Here is a 15,231-nt window from a genome sequence, read left to right as displayed (position 1 = left end):
ATTAATGATTAGAATAAAAAAAGTGTTCCACATTTCTGTGGAACACCTTTGCCAATAAATTAACCAAGTTTGTTGTAGTATTCAACAATAAGTGATTCATCAATATCAGCGTCAAGTTCCTCACGTTGTGGAAGACGAACCAATGATCCTTCAAGCTTATCAGCGTCGAAATTAACATATTGTGGACGACCCACAACAGCTTCAACGGCATCCTTAATTATTTGAAGATCCTTGGACTTCTCACGAACAGAAACAACTTGACCAACTTCAACTTCGTATGATGGAATGTCAACGCGTTTGCCATCAACTGTGATGTGACCATGGTTTACCAATTGGCGAGCCTGACGACGAGTTGTTGCCAAACCTAAGCGGTAAACGATGTTGTCCAAACGACGTTCAAGTAAAATCATAAAGTTAACACCATGTTTACCTTCACGAATTTTACCAGCACGGACAAACAAATTAGAAAATTGACGCTCAGTTAACCCATAGGTATAACGAAGCTTTTGCTTTTCCTTTAATTGCAAACCATATTCAGAAAGTTTTTGACGACGGCCTTGGCCATGATCGCCAGGAGCATATGGACGACGTGAAAGTTCCTTTCCAGTACCTGAAAGTGAAACTCCCAAACGACGAGAAACTCTCCAACTTGGACCTGTATATCTAGACATAAGTAAATCCTCCAATATTTTTTTGGAGTAAAATAACCCATTGCAGACTTAGTATTCGTGCATGTTGCTTTGCTCGTTCGCTCAAGCAGCCGATTGAGTTACTTGCAGAACCAAATGAATGGCAACAACATGTTGACGAGCTTACCGCCTACCGCTGCATTATTTTACACAAAGGACATTGTATAAGTTTTTTGACATTAAGTCAACTTAAGGCCACATGTTTTAAGAAGACGCTTCCGAACTCACTGAGCATACGTTCATCGTCTTCAGAAAATCGGTTAAGAACGGGCGAGTCGATGTCTAAAACACCAATCGGAATTTCTTGCTTGTAGAGAGGAATAACAATTTCTGATTTTGAATTTGCATCACAAGCAATGTGTCCGGCAAATTGATGGACGTCAGGAACTCGGAGTGGGTGACGATCAGTAAACGCCGTACCACAGACCCCATCACCATTTTTAATATGCATACAGGCAACGTTTCCCTGGAATGGGCCGAGAATAAGTTCATTATGATTTTTAACGTATCGATAAAAGCCCACCCAGTTGATTTGCTCAAGTGATTGATTTAGTAAAGCAGAGGCATTGGCCATATTTGAAACAATGTCGGTTTCATTTTCGAGCAATGCATCCAATTGCTGATTTAGCAAATTTGTCATTTTTTGCATAATGTTTTCCTCACTTTAAAAATTATCTGGTGAAACCTAGCTACTATGATATAATTCAAATTAGAGTACTTTTCACTAATTATTAATACATAATAAATGCTTTTGCATCATTTTACTATAATAACGTACAATTAAAATCTTTATTATTGAAGGATGGGATCAAATGCTTGCTTTGCTGATAGGAATTATCGTGGTAGTTGGGGCCTGCTACCTAGGATTTGTGTTTTATCAAAGAAGAACGATTAAAATGGCAACTGATGTGTATGAAAACAAACGGGATTTAAATAAGATTCCGCTTGATGATGAATTTACATTGGCTAAGAAATTAAACTTGACGGGTGAATCGCAGAAAAAATATGATGAATTATTAAAAAAATACCAACATTATACAGATCAATTATTGCCAGGCATTGAGCAAAAAATTGCAACTGTCAAGCAGGATGGTAAGGGGATTAACTTTATTAAAACTAAGAATGACTGGCAAAGTGCTAACCAGGCCATTCAAGATGCCGATAGCACAATTAAGGGAATTCAGGCTGCTCTGGCTCAGCTTTATGATTTAAACAAACAGCATCATTTGGCTGTTGATGAACTTGAAAAAAAGTATAAGCGTTTAAGAGAGGACATGCTTAACCAAAATGAATCTTTTGGTCCGAGTATCGATGCTCTTGAGAAGCTGTTGGCTGATATCGAAGGGACATTCGATGAATTTACCGAGCTTACCAAGAGTGGGGATCCTAATAGTGCTGAGGAAGTATTGACCGACTTAAACCGGTCAACATCTGAATTGGAGTCGGATATGGCAAGTATCCCAAAGCTTTATCACGTGCTTTCAAAAGAGTTTATTGATCAGCTGGACGAAATCAAGACTGGTTATCAGGAGATGATGGCGAAACATTACAATTTTCCAAATGATTCATTTATGGAAACAATCGAGACGTTACGTGAAGAAATCAAAAATAATGTGGATAAACTTGCAGCCTTAAATGTTGAAAGTGTTCAGAAAACCAATGATCAAATTGCTGGTGCGATTGATCACTTATATGATGCATTAGAAGATGAATTAAAAGCGCGGCCGGATGTTGAAGCAAACACAAAGATGGTTGATGAATATATTGATCATGTTCGTCGGCAGAATAGTGATTTGGCACTTCGACTTGAAAACCTGAATAAGGGTTATGTGTTAAATCACAAGGAAATTGAAAATAATCATCAATATGATCAGCAAATCTCAACAATTGAGAAACAATTCGATAATCAAACCCAGGAGATCAAGACAGGCAAGGCTGTTTATTCGGTTATTGACGATGAGCAGCAGGCAATGGTTAAAAACTTGGGACAAATTGAGACGTTACAAAAACAACTATTCCAGACTATTATTCAATTGCCACAAAAAGAGCAGGAAGCACGCCAATCATTGGCTAAATTTGACCTCGAAATGCGTAATAAAAAGCGTCGAATTGATAACCACAATTTGCCAGGGCTTCCAGACGATTACCAGGATGATTTTGCCTCTGTTGTTCGCGAAATCAATCATCTGAATGATGCGATGAGTAAACCACAGATTGATATTGATGATATTTCTAAGCAAGTGATTATTATTCAATCTGATATGGATACATTGAACGATCGCACGGAGAAACTCATTGATAATGCGGCTTTGGCTGAAGAAACGATGCAATATGCCAATCGATTTATTAATTTAGATCCTGAAATTGCCGAAGCAAGTGAAAAGGCACGGATTTACTTTGATCATCAATACGATTATCAAAAGAGCTTGGACACAATTTCGATTGCGTTGGAAAAGCAATCATCTGGTGTGATTGATAAAATAAGGGAAGATTACTTTAATGCTAAAAAAGTGACGCGGCCCAGGCAAGATGATCAAAAATCATCAACTAAGTAGCCCCCATGGCTGATAAATAAGAGAGTTAATCATAGGCAATCATTAATTGCTTTAGGTTGACTCTTTTTGTTTTGTGAAAGTGTCACCGTAGTTGTCACCCGTTGATTTTGGGTGTATTATCGTGTGAGTTATATTTATTCGAATTAGACACTATTTTTTAGAGAAGAAGGTTTCAAATGATTTATTTTGATAACAGTGCCACGACGCAAGCACTACCAGAAATAGTTGATACGTACGATAAAGTTAGTCAACGAATTTGGGGAAATCCCTCAAGTTTGCATAATTTTGGCGAGCAAGCATTTAGTTTGTTGGAACAATCTCGAAAACAAATTGCTGACTTGGTTCACGTTCATCCTGATGAAATATACTTTACAAGTGGCGGAACGGAAGGCGACAATTGGGTGACCAAAGGAACAGCAATTCAAAAGCGGGAATTTGGAAAGCACCTGATTACAACAGCAGTTGAACATCCGGCCATTCACAATTCAATGGAACAGCTTCGACAGCTGGGTTACGATATTACTTATTTGCCAGTTGACCAAGAAGGCCGAATTTCAGTTAATGATTTAAAGGCAGCTATTCGGCCAGACACAACGTTGGTATCAATTATGGCAGTTAACAATGAAATTGGAACGATTCAGCCAATTAAAGAAGCGGCTGAATTACTAAAAAGTTATCCTAAAATTCATTTTCATATTGATGCGGTTCAGGGAATTGGTAAGGGAATTGAGAATCAAATTTTCAATGATCGCGTTGATTTTATTACTTTTTCCGGTCACAAATTTCATGCACCACGCGGGATTGGTTTTCTATATGGCCGCCGAGGTCGACAAATTGCACCGTTGATGAGTGGTGGCGGGCAAGAGAAAAATCAACGCTCTGGAACTGAAAACTTACCGGCAATTGCTGCAATGGCAAAAGCATTACGTTTGTTACTTGCTAAAGAGCCACAGGCAAACCAAACCGAGCGGGCAATTAAAACCTTAATAACCGATCATATTAGCAAATTTGATAAGGTTACTATTTTCTCAAAAAATAGCGATGGTTTTGCCCCACATATTTTATGTTTTGCAATTAAAGGGGTTCGTGGCGAAACGATTGTTCATGCATTTGAAAAATATCAGATTTATATTTCAACAACCAGTGCCTGCTCATCCAAGGATCATGTTGTTTCCAGTACGTTGAGTGCAATGCATGTACCGGACTCAATTTCAACCAGTGCCGTTCGAATTTCTCTGGGTGATCAAAATACACTTGATGAAGCCAAACAATTCGTAAAAGTTTTTGACCAGTTGTATGAAGAATTTGACAAATTAAGTTAGGAGAAAATATGCATTATTCAGAAATTATGGTTCGTTACGGCGAACTATCAACTAAGGGAAAGAATCGAAAAGATTTCATCAAACAACTCGGTAAAAATGTTCGTGCTGTTTTGCACCCATTCCCAAATCTTGAGGTAAAAGCCCAGAGGGATCGACTTCATGTTTCATTAAATGATGAAGATGATGAAGCCGTTATTAATGCTTTGAAGGGCGTTTTTGGTATTGAAAATTTCTATCCTTCTATTCAAGTTGATAAGAATATGGATGCCATCAAACAAACTGCACTGCAAATGGTGCGTGAGCAATATCGGGAAGGCGCAACTTTCAAGATTAATACACGTCGACAAGATAAACATTTCGATTACAATACTAATCAGATCAACAACATTCTAGGCGACTATGTTTTGACGAATGTTGATGGAATTTCAGTTGATGTGAAGCATCCAGATATTGCCATTCGAGTCGAAGTTCGGATGAACGGCGCTTTTCTGTCTTCTGAAAAGATTCAGGGTGCTGGTGGCCTTCCCGTTGGGACCGGCGGCCGGGCAACAATGATGCTTTCTGGTGGCATTGATTCCCCAGTTGCAACTTATCAAGCAATGAAACGTGGCGTAAAAATTGATATGATTCATTTTTACAGCCCGCCTTATACCAGCGAACAAGCTTTAAATAAGGCAAAACAATTGACGTCAGTTTTGGCAAAATATTCAGGTAATATTCAGTTCATTCAGGTTCCATTTACTGAAGTTCAGGAAACGATTAAAGAAAAAGTTCCTGAAGGTTATTTGATGACCATTCAACGGCGAATGATGTTAAGAATTGCAGCTGCCATCACGAAAAATCGACATTGTACGGGTGTCTTCACTGGTGAAGCATTGGGACAAGTAGCCTCGCAAACACTTGAAAGCATGATGGCAATTAATGATGTGACGACGATGCCTGTTTTACGACCATTAGTATCGATGGATAAGACCGAAATTATCAAAATCGCCAAAAATATTGGAACATATGATTTATCGATTCTGCCCTTTGAAGATTGTTGTACAATTTTTACACCGCCAGCTCCTAAAACTCACCCGAATTTAGAAAAATCGCGGAAATTTGAGGGCTATATTGATGTTGATGGATTAATGCAACGGGCGATGGATGGCATTAAAATTACCGATATTAAACCCGGCGATGAATTTATGAATCAAAATGAAGATGTTTTTGCCGAGTTGCTTTAAACTTTTTCAGAATACTTGCGCAATTCGGTCGAATGGGCTACATTGTGTATAAGCTTATTCAACCACCAAGGGAGTGTTTTTGATGCAAGTCACTATCAATGGTAAAGAGGAAAAATTATTTGGTAACCCGCCGGAAGTAGGCGAACAATTACCAAAGTTTAAACTGGAAAGTGCCGAATCTGAAAAGGTTAAAACGGCTGATATTGTTGGTCGAATTACACTTATTTCGACGGTCCCGGATATTGATACACCGGTTTGTTCAGTCGAGACAAGACGGTTTAATCAAGAAGCTGATAAATATCCGGATGCCCGTTTTTTGACAATTTCCAATAATACGATTGAACAGCAAAAAGATTGGTGTGCTGCTCAAGGAGTCGAAAACTTACAACTATTATCTGACGAGAGCTTGTCATTTGGGTATGCAATGAAACTGTATATGCCAAATTTTGGCGCATTAGCTCGGACAATTTTTATTGTTGATCAGACCGGTAAGATTGTTTATCGTCAAATTGTTCCTGAGATCACTGATGAACCTGACTATCAAGACGCATTATCGGCTTTAGAAAAATTGGCAAAGCGTATTGACGATTAGCCGATTGTTGGGTAAGATTAAAATTAAATTAATGCATTGAGCAAGAGAGTATCCGCCAGTGAGGTTTCAGAAAGAAAATCAATGATGAGAGATTTTTACCGACTGTTGTGAGAAAGTAACTTGTGAGCTACTCGTTCAAATTTTGAGAACGGGTCGGGTATATCTAACCGTTACCATGATAATAAGTGGGGCTTTTGGCCCAATTTAGGTGGTACCGCGAACACTTCGTCCTAATTTTACAGGATGAGGTGTTTTTTTGTTACATAAGAGAAAGGGGCGACGTTATGTCAGACACAAAATCAAAAACTGAAATGTCGACAAAGTATGATCCAACTGCCGTAGAAAATGGCAGGTATAATGAATGGCTTGATGAAGGGGTATTTAAACCTAGTGGTGATAAGAAGGCAAAACCATTTTCAATTGTTTTACCACCGCCAAATGTTACCGGAAAACTTCATTTAGGCCATGCCTGGGATACGACTTTGCAGGATATGATTATCCGAAAGAAGCGGATGCAGGGCTTTGATACGTTATGGCTTCCAGGAATGGATCATGCAGGAATTGCAACTCAAGCCAAGGTTGAAGCCAAGCTTCGTAAACAAGGAATTTCTCGTTATGATTTAGGACGTGAAAAGTTCGTTCAGAAGGTTTGGGAATGGAAAGACACTTTTGCGGCAACCATTAAAGAACAGTGGGCAAAGTTAGGCCTCTCCCTTGATTATGAACGTGAGCGGTTTACCTTGGATAAAGGATTGTCTAAAGCAGTTAGAAAAGTATTCGTTGATCTTTACAATAAAGGATTGATTTACCGTGGCGAATATATTATTAATTGGGATCCAGAAGCCCGAACTGCGTTGTCCGATATCGAAGTTATTCACAAAGATGATAAAGGTGCCTTTTACCACGTTAAATATCCGTTTACTGACGGAACCAAGTTTAACGGTAAGGATTATATTGAAATTGCAACTACTCGTCCTGAAACGATGATGGGTGATACGGCCGTTGCTGTTAACCCAAGTGATGATCGTTATAAGTCAATCGTCGGTAAGAAAGTTCTCGTTCCTCTAATCAATCGAGAAGTCCCAATAATTGCGGATCAGTATGTTGATCCGGATTTTGGAACCGGGATGGTTAAAATTACCCCTGCTCATGATCCAAATGACTTTAAGGTTGGAAATCGTCATGATCTTCAGCGAATTAACACGATGAATCAAGATGCTACAATGAATGAGAATGCTGGCAAGTATGAAGGAATGGATCGGTTCGATGCCCGCGAGGCAATGGTCAAAGATTTACAAGATCAGGGATTGATGTTGAAAATTGACCCAATTGTCCATTCAGTTGGGCATTCTGAACGAACTGGGGTTCAAGTAGAAGCTCGTTTGTCAACACAATGGTTTGTTAAGATGAAGCCATTAGCCGAACAAGCCATTAAAAATCAAGAGACTAACGATAAAGTTCATTTCTTCCCTGATCGTTTTGAAGGTACCTTTGAACATTGGATGGAGAATGTCCACGACTGGGTTATTTCACGACAGCTTTGGTGGGGGCATCAGATTCCTGCGTGGTATAACAAAAAAACCGGTGAAACTTATGTTGGGATGGAAGCACCCAAGGATTCAGAAAATTGGACCCAAGATCCTGATGTTTTGGACACTTGGTTTTCGTCTGCACTCTGGCCGTTTTCAACGATGGGTTGGCCAGAAGATACAGATGATATGAAACGTTATTTCCCAACGGATACATTAGTTACCGGGTATGATATCATCTTTTTCTGGGTTTCCCGGATGATTTTCCAAAGCTTGGAGTTTACTCAACGTCGCCCATTTAAGGATGTTTTGCTTCATGGTTTGATCCGTGACTCTCAGGGTCGTAAGATGTCCAAATCATTGGGCAATGGGATTGATCCAATGGATGTTATTGATAAATACGGTGCAGATGCACTTCGCTGGTTCTTAGCTTATGGTGGGACACCAGGTCAGGATTTGAAATTTACCTATGATAAAATGGATTCTGCTTGGAACTTTATCAATAAAATTTGGAATGCCAGTCGTTACGTTATCATGAATTTGGATGGCATTGATAAGCCAACGCTTCCTGAAAAATCCGAGTGGCAATTATCTGATCGATGGATTTTAAGCCGATTGAATGCAACGATTAGCCATGTGACCGAACTATTTGATAAGTACAATTTTGGTGAGGCTGGCCGAGCATTATATGACTTCATTTGGTTTGATTTCTGTGACTGGTACATCGAAATGAGTAAGGAAGCTTTGAACGGTAACGATGAAAAGCTCAAGAAGAATACCCAGAATATCTTGGCATATGTTCTTGACCAAACGTTGCGGTTATTGCAACCAATTATGCCGTTTGTAACTGAATATATTTGGCAAAAGATGCCTCATGAAGGCAAGTCACTAGTTACTGCAGAATATCCAATTACTCATGATGACTTTACGGATCTTAAATCAGAAAACGAGATGCAGTCTCTGATTGATCTGATTAAAGCGGTTCGAAACATTCGTTCTGAAGCAAATGCACCTTTATCATCACCAATTGATATGCTGGTTCAGACAGATAATCCAACACTAAAATCGGTTTTTGAAGATAATCGAGACTACATTGATCGTTTTTGCCATACGAAAGAATTAACAATCAGTGAAAAGGTTGATGTTCCTAAGCTTTCAATGTCCGCCGTTATCACTGACGCAACAATCTATGTACCGCTAGCTGAGTTGGTTGATCTTAACGAAGAAAAGGCCCGGGTTCAAAAGGATGTTGACAAGTTTGAATCTGAGGTTGCACGTTCTGACAAAAAACTGGCTAACCAAAAGTTTGTTGCCAATGCTCCTTACACAGTTGTTAACGAAGAACGTACGAAACAAGCAGATTATCAATCAAAATTGGATGCAGCCAAAGATCGCCTGCAACAGATTGCAAATGAACTTTAATTGTAACTTGAATTAGGTATTCTGGAACAATTAGTCATGCAACAAGGAAGAGGCCGGGACAAAAGTTATTTTGCCTAGGCCTCTTTTCTTGGTTACGGTTTACGTGATTATTTAAGGAGAAAAAGTTGAACGATGATTAACTCATATGATGAAGCTTTATCATTTATCCATGGTCGGACAAAATTTAAAAAGATTCCCACACTGAAACGGATGCGTCGATTTCTGGATGATCTTGGTGCACCTGATAAGCAGATTAATGCGATTCATATTGCAGGAACTAATGGAAAAGGTTCGACGTTAGCCTTTTTAAGAAATATTCTGCAGGCTGATGGTCATACCGTTGGCAGCTTTACGTCACCATTTTTAATCAAATTTAATGAACGGATCAGCGTGAACGGTGTTCCAATTTCTGATGCGGAGATTCTCAGGCTTGCTCAGTTTGTTTATCCTGAAGTTGAAAAACTTGATAAAGAATTACCAGAAGGTGGGCCAACTGAATTTGAAATTATTACTGCCATGATGTTCAAATATTTTTCGGAAGGACATGCGGATATTGTTTTGATTGAGGTGGGTCTCGGTGGTTTGCTTGATTCGACAAACGTTGTTTTGCCAAAGCTCTCAGTAATTGTGACCATCGGCTGGGATCACATGCACATTTTGGGAGACACTTTGCCTAAAATTGCGTATCAAAAAGCCGGCATTATTAAATCAGGGGTTCCGGTCATCGTTGGAAACATTCCTCCTGAGCCACTTAACGTTATTAAACACGTTGCCCATGAGAAACAAAGTCCAATTCAAATGTTCAATATTGACTTTAGAGTAGTCGAAAGGGGCGTTCAAAATTGGATTCAGCAGTTTGATTTTGAGGCGGGGACGTTTCATTTTAATAATCTGCAAACCAGTTTGCTTGGCGATTATCAAACACATAACGCTGGGTTGGCAATTCAAGCTTATCTAACTTATTGTAGTCAGACCCATTCGGTAGTCAATCGTCAAAGTGTGATTGATGGTATTAAAGAAACGCGATGGGCTGGTCGCTTCGAAAAGATAAGCAGCCGGCCGACGATTGTGATTGACGGTGCCCATAATATTTCTGCGATAGACCAAATTGTCCCGTTGATTCAAACGAACTTTACAACCGGACACGTCTTTATCTTAATGGGGATTCTTGCAGACAAGCAGGCAGACAAAATGGTAGAGAAAATGGGGACAATTTCAAACGCGTCGATTATTTTAACGAGCTTTAAAGGTCCGGGTAACCGTCACGCGGCAAATCCGGATCAAGTTAAGGATCACGTTATCAAAGACGGTGAAACTGTAACAACCATTAAAAATTGGCGTGATGCGATTAAATCAACTTTAAGTAAAATGCACGATGATGATATGCTTTTGATAACGGGATCACTATATTTTATTTCCGACGTTCGCAAGTATTTAGAGACAAACCGGCCGTAATTTAATAATCTATTAAATCATTGCTTGATTATTGGGAATTGATTTATTTTTTAACTCGTTATGATATACTTGTTTCGTTAAACAATAATCAATTAATAACTAACAAATCGAATTAAATGTGCCTGTCAAAAACATGAGAGACAACGAAGGGATGGATAACGTGTTCGGATTTGGGGAAAAAAACATAGGAATTGATCTTGGGACCGCAAATACAATTGTTTATGTTGAAGGTAAGGGAATTGTCCTTCGTGAACCTTCAGTGGTTGCCAAGAGCACAAAAAACGGTGAGATTATTGCCGTGGGTGAAGAAGCTCGTGCCATGATTGGCCGAACCCCTAGCAGTATAAATGCTGTTAGACCAATGAAGGACGGAGTAATTGCTGATTATGATACTACAGTTGCGATGATGAAATATTTTATTCAAAAAGCCTTGGGACATTCATCTGGTAAACCATATGTTATGGTTTGTGTTCCGACTGGAATTACTGCTGTTGAGAAGCGTGCAGTGATTGATGCAACGCGTGTAGCGGGTGCCCGTGATGCTTATGTCATTGAAGAACCATTTGCAGCCGCAATTGGTGCCGGATTACCTGTTATGGATCCAACGGGCAGCATGGTTGTCGATATCGGTGGTGGTACGACAGATGTTGCAACAATTTCATTGGGTGGGATTGTTTCCAGTCGTTCAGTTAGAATGGCAGGAGATAAGTTGAACGAAGCAATTGCCCAGTATGTTCGCCAGAAGTACAATTTATTAATTGGTGAACGAACCGCTGAGCAGCTTAAAATCGATATTGGATCAGCCTCTCCAGATGCTGCCAAGAAGATTGAAAGTGTTCCAGTCCGTGGTCGTGACTTAGTAACCGGTCTACCAACAACCGTTCAAGTAAGCGGCACTGATGTTAACAATGCAATCAATGAAGCAGTTGCCGAAATCATTGCGACAATTAAAGAAACGCTGGAAGAAACATCACCGGAAATTGCTGCAGATGTAATTGATCATGGAATTGTTTTAACCGGTGGCGGTGCGCTTTTACGAAACCTAACAGATGTGATTGCTGATGCTACCCAGGTTCCGGTTTCAATTGCATCAGACCCACTAGACTGCGTTGCTATTGGAACCGGCGAATCGCTAAAGAGCATCAATGTCATGAAGAAAAAGCAATAAACACTTAAGCCTTTGATTATTAAGGCTTGTTTGTTATGAATAACGAATGGAGGCAATTATGCAAAAATTTTTCTCCAGTCGAAAACTTGTAATTGTCATTGTGTGCCTGATCATTAGCTTTGGAATGATGACCCTGTCGGTTGCTATTCGGAACAAGCAGAATACACCGCCAATTATTCAACAATTTGGTAATGATATTGTCGGTTTCGCTGACCGAATTGTTGCCACACCGATGAACGGTATTGATCACGGATTTGTTTCTGTTAAGAATTTACTTAACACCTATCAAGAAAACCAACAGCTCAAATCAAAAGTTGATCAACTCACACAAACACAAGTTAAAGATCAAGTTTTGGAACGAGAGAACAAGCAGTTAAAACGTCAATTGAACGTTGGTAACACTTTAACAGGGTATCAAAAAATAAATGCAGCGGTTATCACGAGAACGCCTTCATCTTGGGCAAGCCAAGTGATTATTAATAAAGGCCAGGCAGCAGGTGTTAAAAAGGATATGCCAGTGATTGCCGGACCGGGATTAATTGGGACGATTGCTGAAGTTAATAAAACAAATAGCAAGGTTGTTTTAGTCTCCAATACTGCCGAAAATTCCAATCGATTTGCCATTCAAATTGTTGGAAAAGATGGCAAAGTGGTAAATGGGATTATTACGTCTTATGATTCACAATCCAATCGAATTGTGATGGGGAACATTACGTCTAAGGCAAAATTGTCAAAGGGTAACCGGGTCACCACAAGTGGCTTGGGAGGTGTAATTCCAAAGGGTATTTATGTTGGAACTGTTTCTAAAGTTGCTCAGGACGATTATGGCTTGGCCAAAAAAGTTTATATTAAACCAGCCGCAAACTTAAATGACATCGAGGTTGTCTCGATTGCCGTTAAGGATTAATAGGAGGGATAATAGTTGAAACGAAGAGTTCCGATCGCTGCTATTTTTATCATCGGTTTGTTTATTGCTTTTTTTCTGGACGGTTCAATCAGCCAAATGTTTTCAGGAACTTTATTTAAGTATCCTAATGCATTGGTGCCGAATTTAACATTGCTATGGCTAATTTTAGCCGTCTTCTTTGGCAATACCCAAAAGTTGCATCTTGAATTATGGGCTGCAGTGATTGGTTTCATATTCGATATGTACTATACCGGGTTGCTTGGTGTGTATGTGTTTATCTTTCCACTGGTTGTTTATCTTTGTTACACAGTGTACCAAATGCTGCCACCAAACTTTTTGAGTGGCTTTTTGGTATACTTTTTAGGAATCACAGTTTTAGTTAGTCTGGGATTTGTTGCAAACGCGTTTATCGGCGAGGCTGACGCTTCTATCTCAGAATTTATGGTAAATACGCTGGCACCGACATTAGCTCTCAATCTTGTCTTTATGGCATTATCTTATTTTCCGATTGGGGCATTATACAGGTCTCATAAACGATAAGAGGGGGCGAATGAAACAATGCAAGATCCGGCGGTATTAAAGGGAACCAAAGATGGGTACGAAATTATATTAGATGATAATGCTAAGGTCGATGACATTTTTGTCTCGTTGCATCATCTACTTGATAACTTAAGAACTCAGACGGCCTCTGCAAATCCACAAACAATTGCGTTTGACATTTATACCGGTATGCGATTATGGTCGGCAGATGACCGATCGGAAATTGAAAAGATATTTGCCAATTATGATTATTTTTCTGTCCATAAGATTACTTCCGATGTCATTACAAAGGAAGAATCCAATCGAATTCTGGAACAAGAAAGTGTCCATATTGTTGATCGAATTATTCGAAATGGTCAGGAAGTTCATGTTCAAGGCGATGTATTATTTCTCGGAAAAGTTCATGAGGGCGGTAAGCTTCTGGTGAGTGGTAACGTTTATGTGCTCGGTGATGTTCGAGGGGTTATTCAGGCTGGAACACCAGATTTTGAAGATAAAATGATTATTGGGGATGTACATAACGCTCAGCAAGTTCGAATTGGTGAACAGTTTGAGATATTGGATGATACAAACCGAAAAATTGATAATAGTACGGTTATTTATGTGAATGATTTACACGTACTTGATTATGGTAAAGTTGAAGCTTTAAAACAGATAAATCCAAAGTTCTTTAATCAGATAGGAGGAGTCATGAATGGGTAAGTCGTACGTAATAACTTCAGGAAAAGGTGGCGTTGGTAAAACTACTTCCTCGGCTAATATTGGAACCGCTTTGGCAATGCTTGGCAAAAAAGTGTGCCTTCTGGATCTTGATATTGGGTTACGAAATTTAGATGTTGTTCTTGGCTTAGATAACCGAATTATGTACGACATTGTTGACGTTGCAACTGGTCGAGCCAAGCTTGCGCAAGCACTTGTGAAGGATAAACGCTTCGACGATTTACTCTACCTCTTGCCAGCTGCTCAGAATGCTGACAAGTCAGCCTTAAATCAAGATCAAGTGGTCGAGATTGTTGATGAACTAAAGCCCGATTTTGACTATATCCTAATTGACTGTCCCGCTGGAATTGAACAGGGATTTATGAATGCGATTGCTGGTGCCGATAGTGCTATTATTGTGACAACTCCGGAAATTTCCGCCGTTCGTGATGCTGATCGGGTAGTCGGCTTGTTGGAACAGCATCCACTTCAAGAGTCTCCACACCTCATTATTAATCGAATCCGCCAGCATATGATGAAAGATGGTTCAGTAATGGATGTGGATGAAATCACGCATCATTTGGGCGTGGAATTATTGGGAATCATTATTGATGATGATGCGGTAATTTCGACTTCAAATCATGGTGAGCCAATTGTTTTACAGCCTGATAATCCGGCTGGCCAAGGATATCGAGATATTGCTCGGCGTCTGGAAGGGGAATCTGTTCCGCTAATGGAACTTAAGGATGAGACTCAGCCATCGTTTTGGAAGAAAATTGGCAACTGGTTCAAAAAGGGATAAAAAGTTCTTGACGAAAGTGGCATTTCCGATTATTATGAATTCAACATTAATTGAAGAAGTTAAAGACATTGATCAGAAGGGTAACACGCATTAAATTACAGAGAGCTTGAGATTGCTGGAAATCAAGTGTTTAGGCGTATTGCTTCACATCTGTAAGTCATTTTTCTGAAACAAGTAGGAAAAAGCGGTGAGCACGTTATTGCTGAAGTTTAGTATCTAAACTCCTTGAGGTTTTTTGCATGAGCAAAGAACAAAGCTGAGGTGGAACCGCGATCAATAATCGTCCTCTTAAGTCAATAACGACTTAAGGGGATTTTTTATTTGG

General features: G+C 39.5%; 13 protein-coding genes and 2 other annotated features. Of the genes, 11 read left to right on the top strand and 2 right to left on the bottom strand.

Features of this window, described 5'->3' with window-relative positions; genetic code table 11:
• Window positions 1-59: 59 nt before the first annotated feature.
• Window positions 60-671: a 30S ribosomal protein S4 gene (gene rpsD / locus FC85_RS01805; protein ID WP_057863860.1), complete on the bottom strand. Its 612-nt coding sequence runs from the start codon at window positions 669-671 to the stop codon at window positions 60-62.
• Between the two features lie 202 nt (window positions 672-873).
• On the bottom strand, window positions 874-1,338 hold the full coding sequence (locus tag FC85_RS01800; protein ID WP_057863859.1) for a GAF domain-containing protein: 465 nt from the start codon (window positions 1,336-1,338) through the stop codon (window positions 874-876).
• A 163-nt stretch (window positions 1,339-1,501) separates the two neighbouring features.
• Here FC85_RS01800 and ezrA point away from each other — a divergent pair, with 163 nt between their 5' ends.
• The 11 genes from ezrA (at window position 1,502) to minD (ending at window position 14,906) form a co-directional block, all read left to right on the top strand.
• Entirely contained in the window at window positions 1,502-3,244 is a 1,743-nt protein-coding gene (ezrA, locus tag FC85_RS01795; protein WP_057863858.1) for a septation ring formation regulator EzrA, read from the top strand.
• Between the two features lie 176 nt (window positions 3,245-3,420).
• Window positions 3,421-4,566 (top strand): cysteine desulfurase family protein, encoded by a 1,146-nt coding sequence (locus FC85_RS01790; protein ID WP_057863857.1) that lies wholly within the window; start codon window positions 3,421-3,423, stop codon window positions 4,564-4,566.
• An 8-nt stretch (window positions 4,567-4,574) separates the two neighbouring features.
• A complete protein-coding gene (gene thiI / locus FC85_RS01785; RefSeq protein ID WP_057863856.1) occupies window positions 4,575-5,792 on the top strand; it encodes a tRNA uracil 4-sulfurtransferase ThiI in 1,218 nt (405 codons plus the stop codon).
• A gap of 82 nt (window positions 5,793-5,874) precedes the next feature.
• Entirely contained in the window at window positions 5,875-6,384 is a 510-nt protein-coding gene (tpx, locus tag FC85_RS01780) for a thiol peroxidase (RefSeq protein WP_057863855.1), read from the top strand.
• Window positions 6,385-6,411: 27 nt separating this feature from the next.
• Window positions 6,412-6,620, top strand: a binding site (T-box leader).
• 48 nt (window positions 6,621-6,668) lie between these two features.
• Window positions 6,669-9,335 (top strand): valine--tRNA ligase, encoded by a 2,667-nt coding sequence (locus FC85_RS01775; RefSeq protein WP_057863854.1) that lies wholly within the window; start codon window positions 6,669-6,671, stop codon window positions 9,333-9,335.
• A 132-nt stretch (window positions 9,336-9,467) separates the two neighbouring features.
• Window positions 9,468-10,790, top strand: coding sequence for a bifunctional folylpolyglutamate synthase/dihydrofolate synthase (locus FC85_RS01770; RefSeq protein ID WP_057863853.1), 1,323 nt, complete (start codon window positions 9,468-9,470; stop codon window positions 10,788-10,790).
• A 160-nt stretch (window positions 10,791-10,950) separates the two neighbouring features.
• Window positions 10,951-11,958 carry a rod shape-determining protein gene (locus tag FC85_RS01765; protein WP_147008442.1) on the top strand — a complete coding sequence of 336 codons (1,008 nt, stop codon included), beginning with the start codon at window positions 10,951-10,953 and terminating at the stop codon, window positions 11,956-11,958.
• A 58-nt stretch (window positions 11,959-12,016) separates the two neighbouring features.
• Window positions 12,017-12,865: a rod shape-determining protein MreC gene (gene mreC / locus FC85_RS01760; RefSeq protein WP_186825051.1), complete on the top strand. Its 849-nt coding sequence runs from the start codon at window positions 12,017-12,019 to the stop codon at window positions 12,863-12,865.
• Window positions 12,866-12,880: 15 nt separating this feature from the next.
• Window positions 12,881-13,405, top strand: a complete 525-nt coding sequence (gene mreD, locus FC85_RS01755) for a rod shape-determining protein MreD (RefSeq protein WP_057863850.1) — start codon at window positions 12,881-12,883, stop codon at window positions 13,403-13,405.
• Between the two features lie 18 nt (window positions 13,406-13,423).
• On the top strand, window positions 13,424-14,107 hold the full coding sequence (locus FC85_RS01750; RefSeq protein WP_057863849.1) for a septum site-determining protein MinC: 684 nt from the start codon (window positions 13,424-13,426) through the stop codon (window positions 14,105-14,107).
• A complete protein-coding gene (gene minD / locus FC85_RS01745) occupies window positions 14,100-14,906 on the top strand; it encodes a septum site-determining protein MinD (RefSeq protein ID WP_057863848.1) in 807 nt (268 codons plus the stop codon). The genes FC85_RS01750 and minD overlap by 8 nt, the downstream gene beginning before the upstream one ends.
• 59 nt (window positions 14,907-14,965) lie before the next feature.
• Window positions 14,966-15,197: a binding site (T-box leader), on the top strand.
• Window positions 15,198-15,231 lie beyond the last annotated feature (34 nt).

Origin of the sequence: Lentilactobacillus diolivorans DSM 14421, assembly GCF_001434255.1 — a bacterium.
Classification (GTDB): Bacteria; Bacillota; Bacilli; order Lactobacillales; family Lactobacillaceae; genus Lentilactobacillus; species Lentilactobacillus diolivorans.
This window is presented reverse-complemented; position numbering and strand designations above follow the sequence as displayed.

Excerpts from the sequence above, each read along its gene's own strand:
- rpsD (WP_057863860.1), bottom strand. The coding sequence starts at position 671 with ATGTCTAGATATACAGGTCCAAGTTGGAGAGTTTCTCGTCGTTTGGGA.
- FC85_RS01800 (WP_057863859.1), bottom strand. The coding sequence starts at position 1,338 with ATGCAAAAAATGACAAATTTGCTAAATCAGCAATTGGATGCATTGCTC.
- ezrA (WP_057863858.1), top strand. The coding sequence starts at position 1,502 with ATGCTTGCTTTGCTGATAGGAATTATCGTGGTAGTTGGGGCCTGCTAC.
- FC85_RS01790 (WP_057863857.1), top strand. The coding sequence starts at position 3,421 with ATGATTTATTTTGATAACAGTGCCACGACGCAAGCACTACCAGAAATA.
- thiI (WP_057863856.1), top strand. The coding sequence starts at position 4,575 with ATGCATTATTCAGAAATTATGGTTCGTTACGGCGAACTATCAACTAAG.
- tpx (WP_057863855.1), top strand. The coding sequence starts at position 5,875 with ATGCAAGTCACTATCAATGGTAAAGAGGAAAAATTATTTGGTAACCCG.
- FC85_RS01775 (WP_057863854.1), top strand. The coding sequence starts at position 6,669 with ATGTCAGACACAAAATCAAAAACTGAAATGTCGACAAAGTATGATCCA.
- FC85_RS01770 (WP_057863853.1), top strand. The coding sequence starts at position 9,468 with ATGATTAACTCATATGATGAAGCTTTATCATTTATCCATGGTCGGACA.
- mreC (WP_186825051.1), top strand. The coding sequence starts at position 12,017 with ATGCAAAAATTTTTCTCCAGTCGAAAACTTGTAATTGTCATTGTGTGC.
- FC85_RS01750 (WP_057863849.1), top strand. The coding sequence starts at position 13,424 with ATGCAAGATCCGGCGGTATTAAAGGGAACCAAAGATGGGTACGAAATT.
- minD (WP_057863848.1), top strand. The coding sequence starts at position 14,100 with ATGGGTAAGTCGTACGTAATAACTTCAGGAAAAGGTGGCGTTGGTAAA.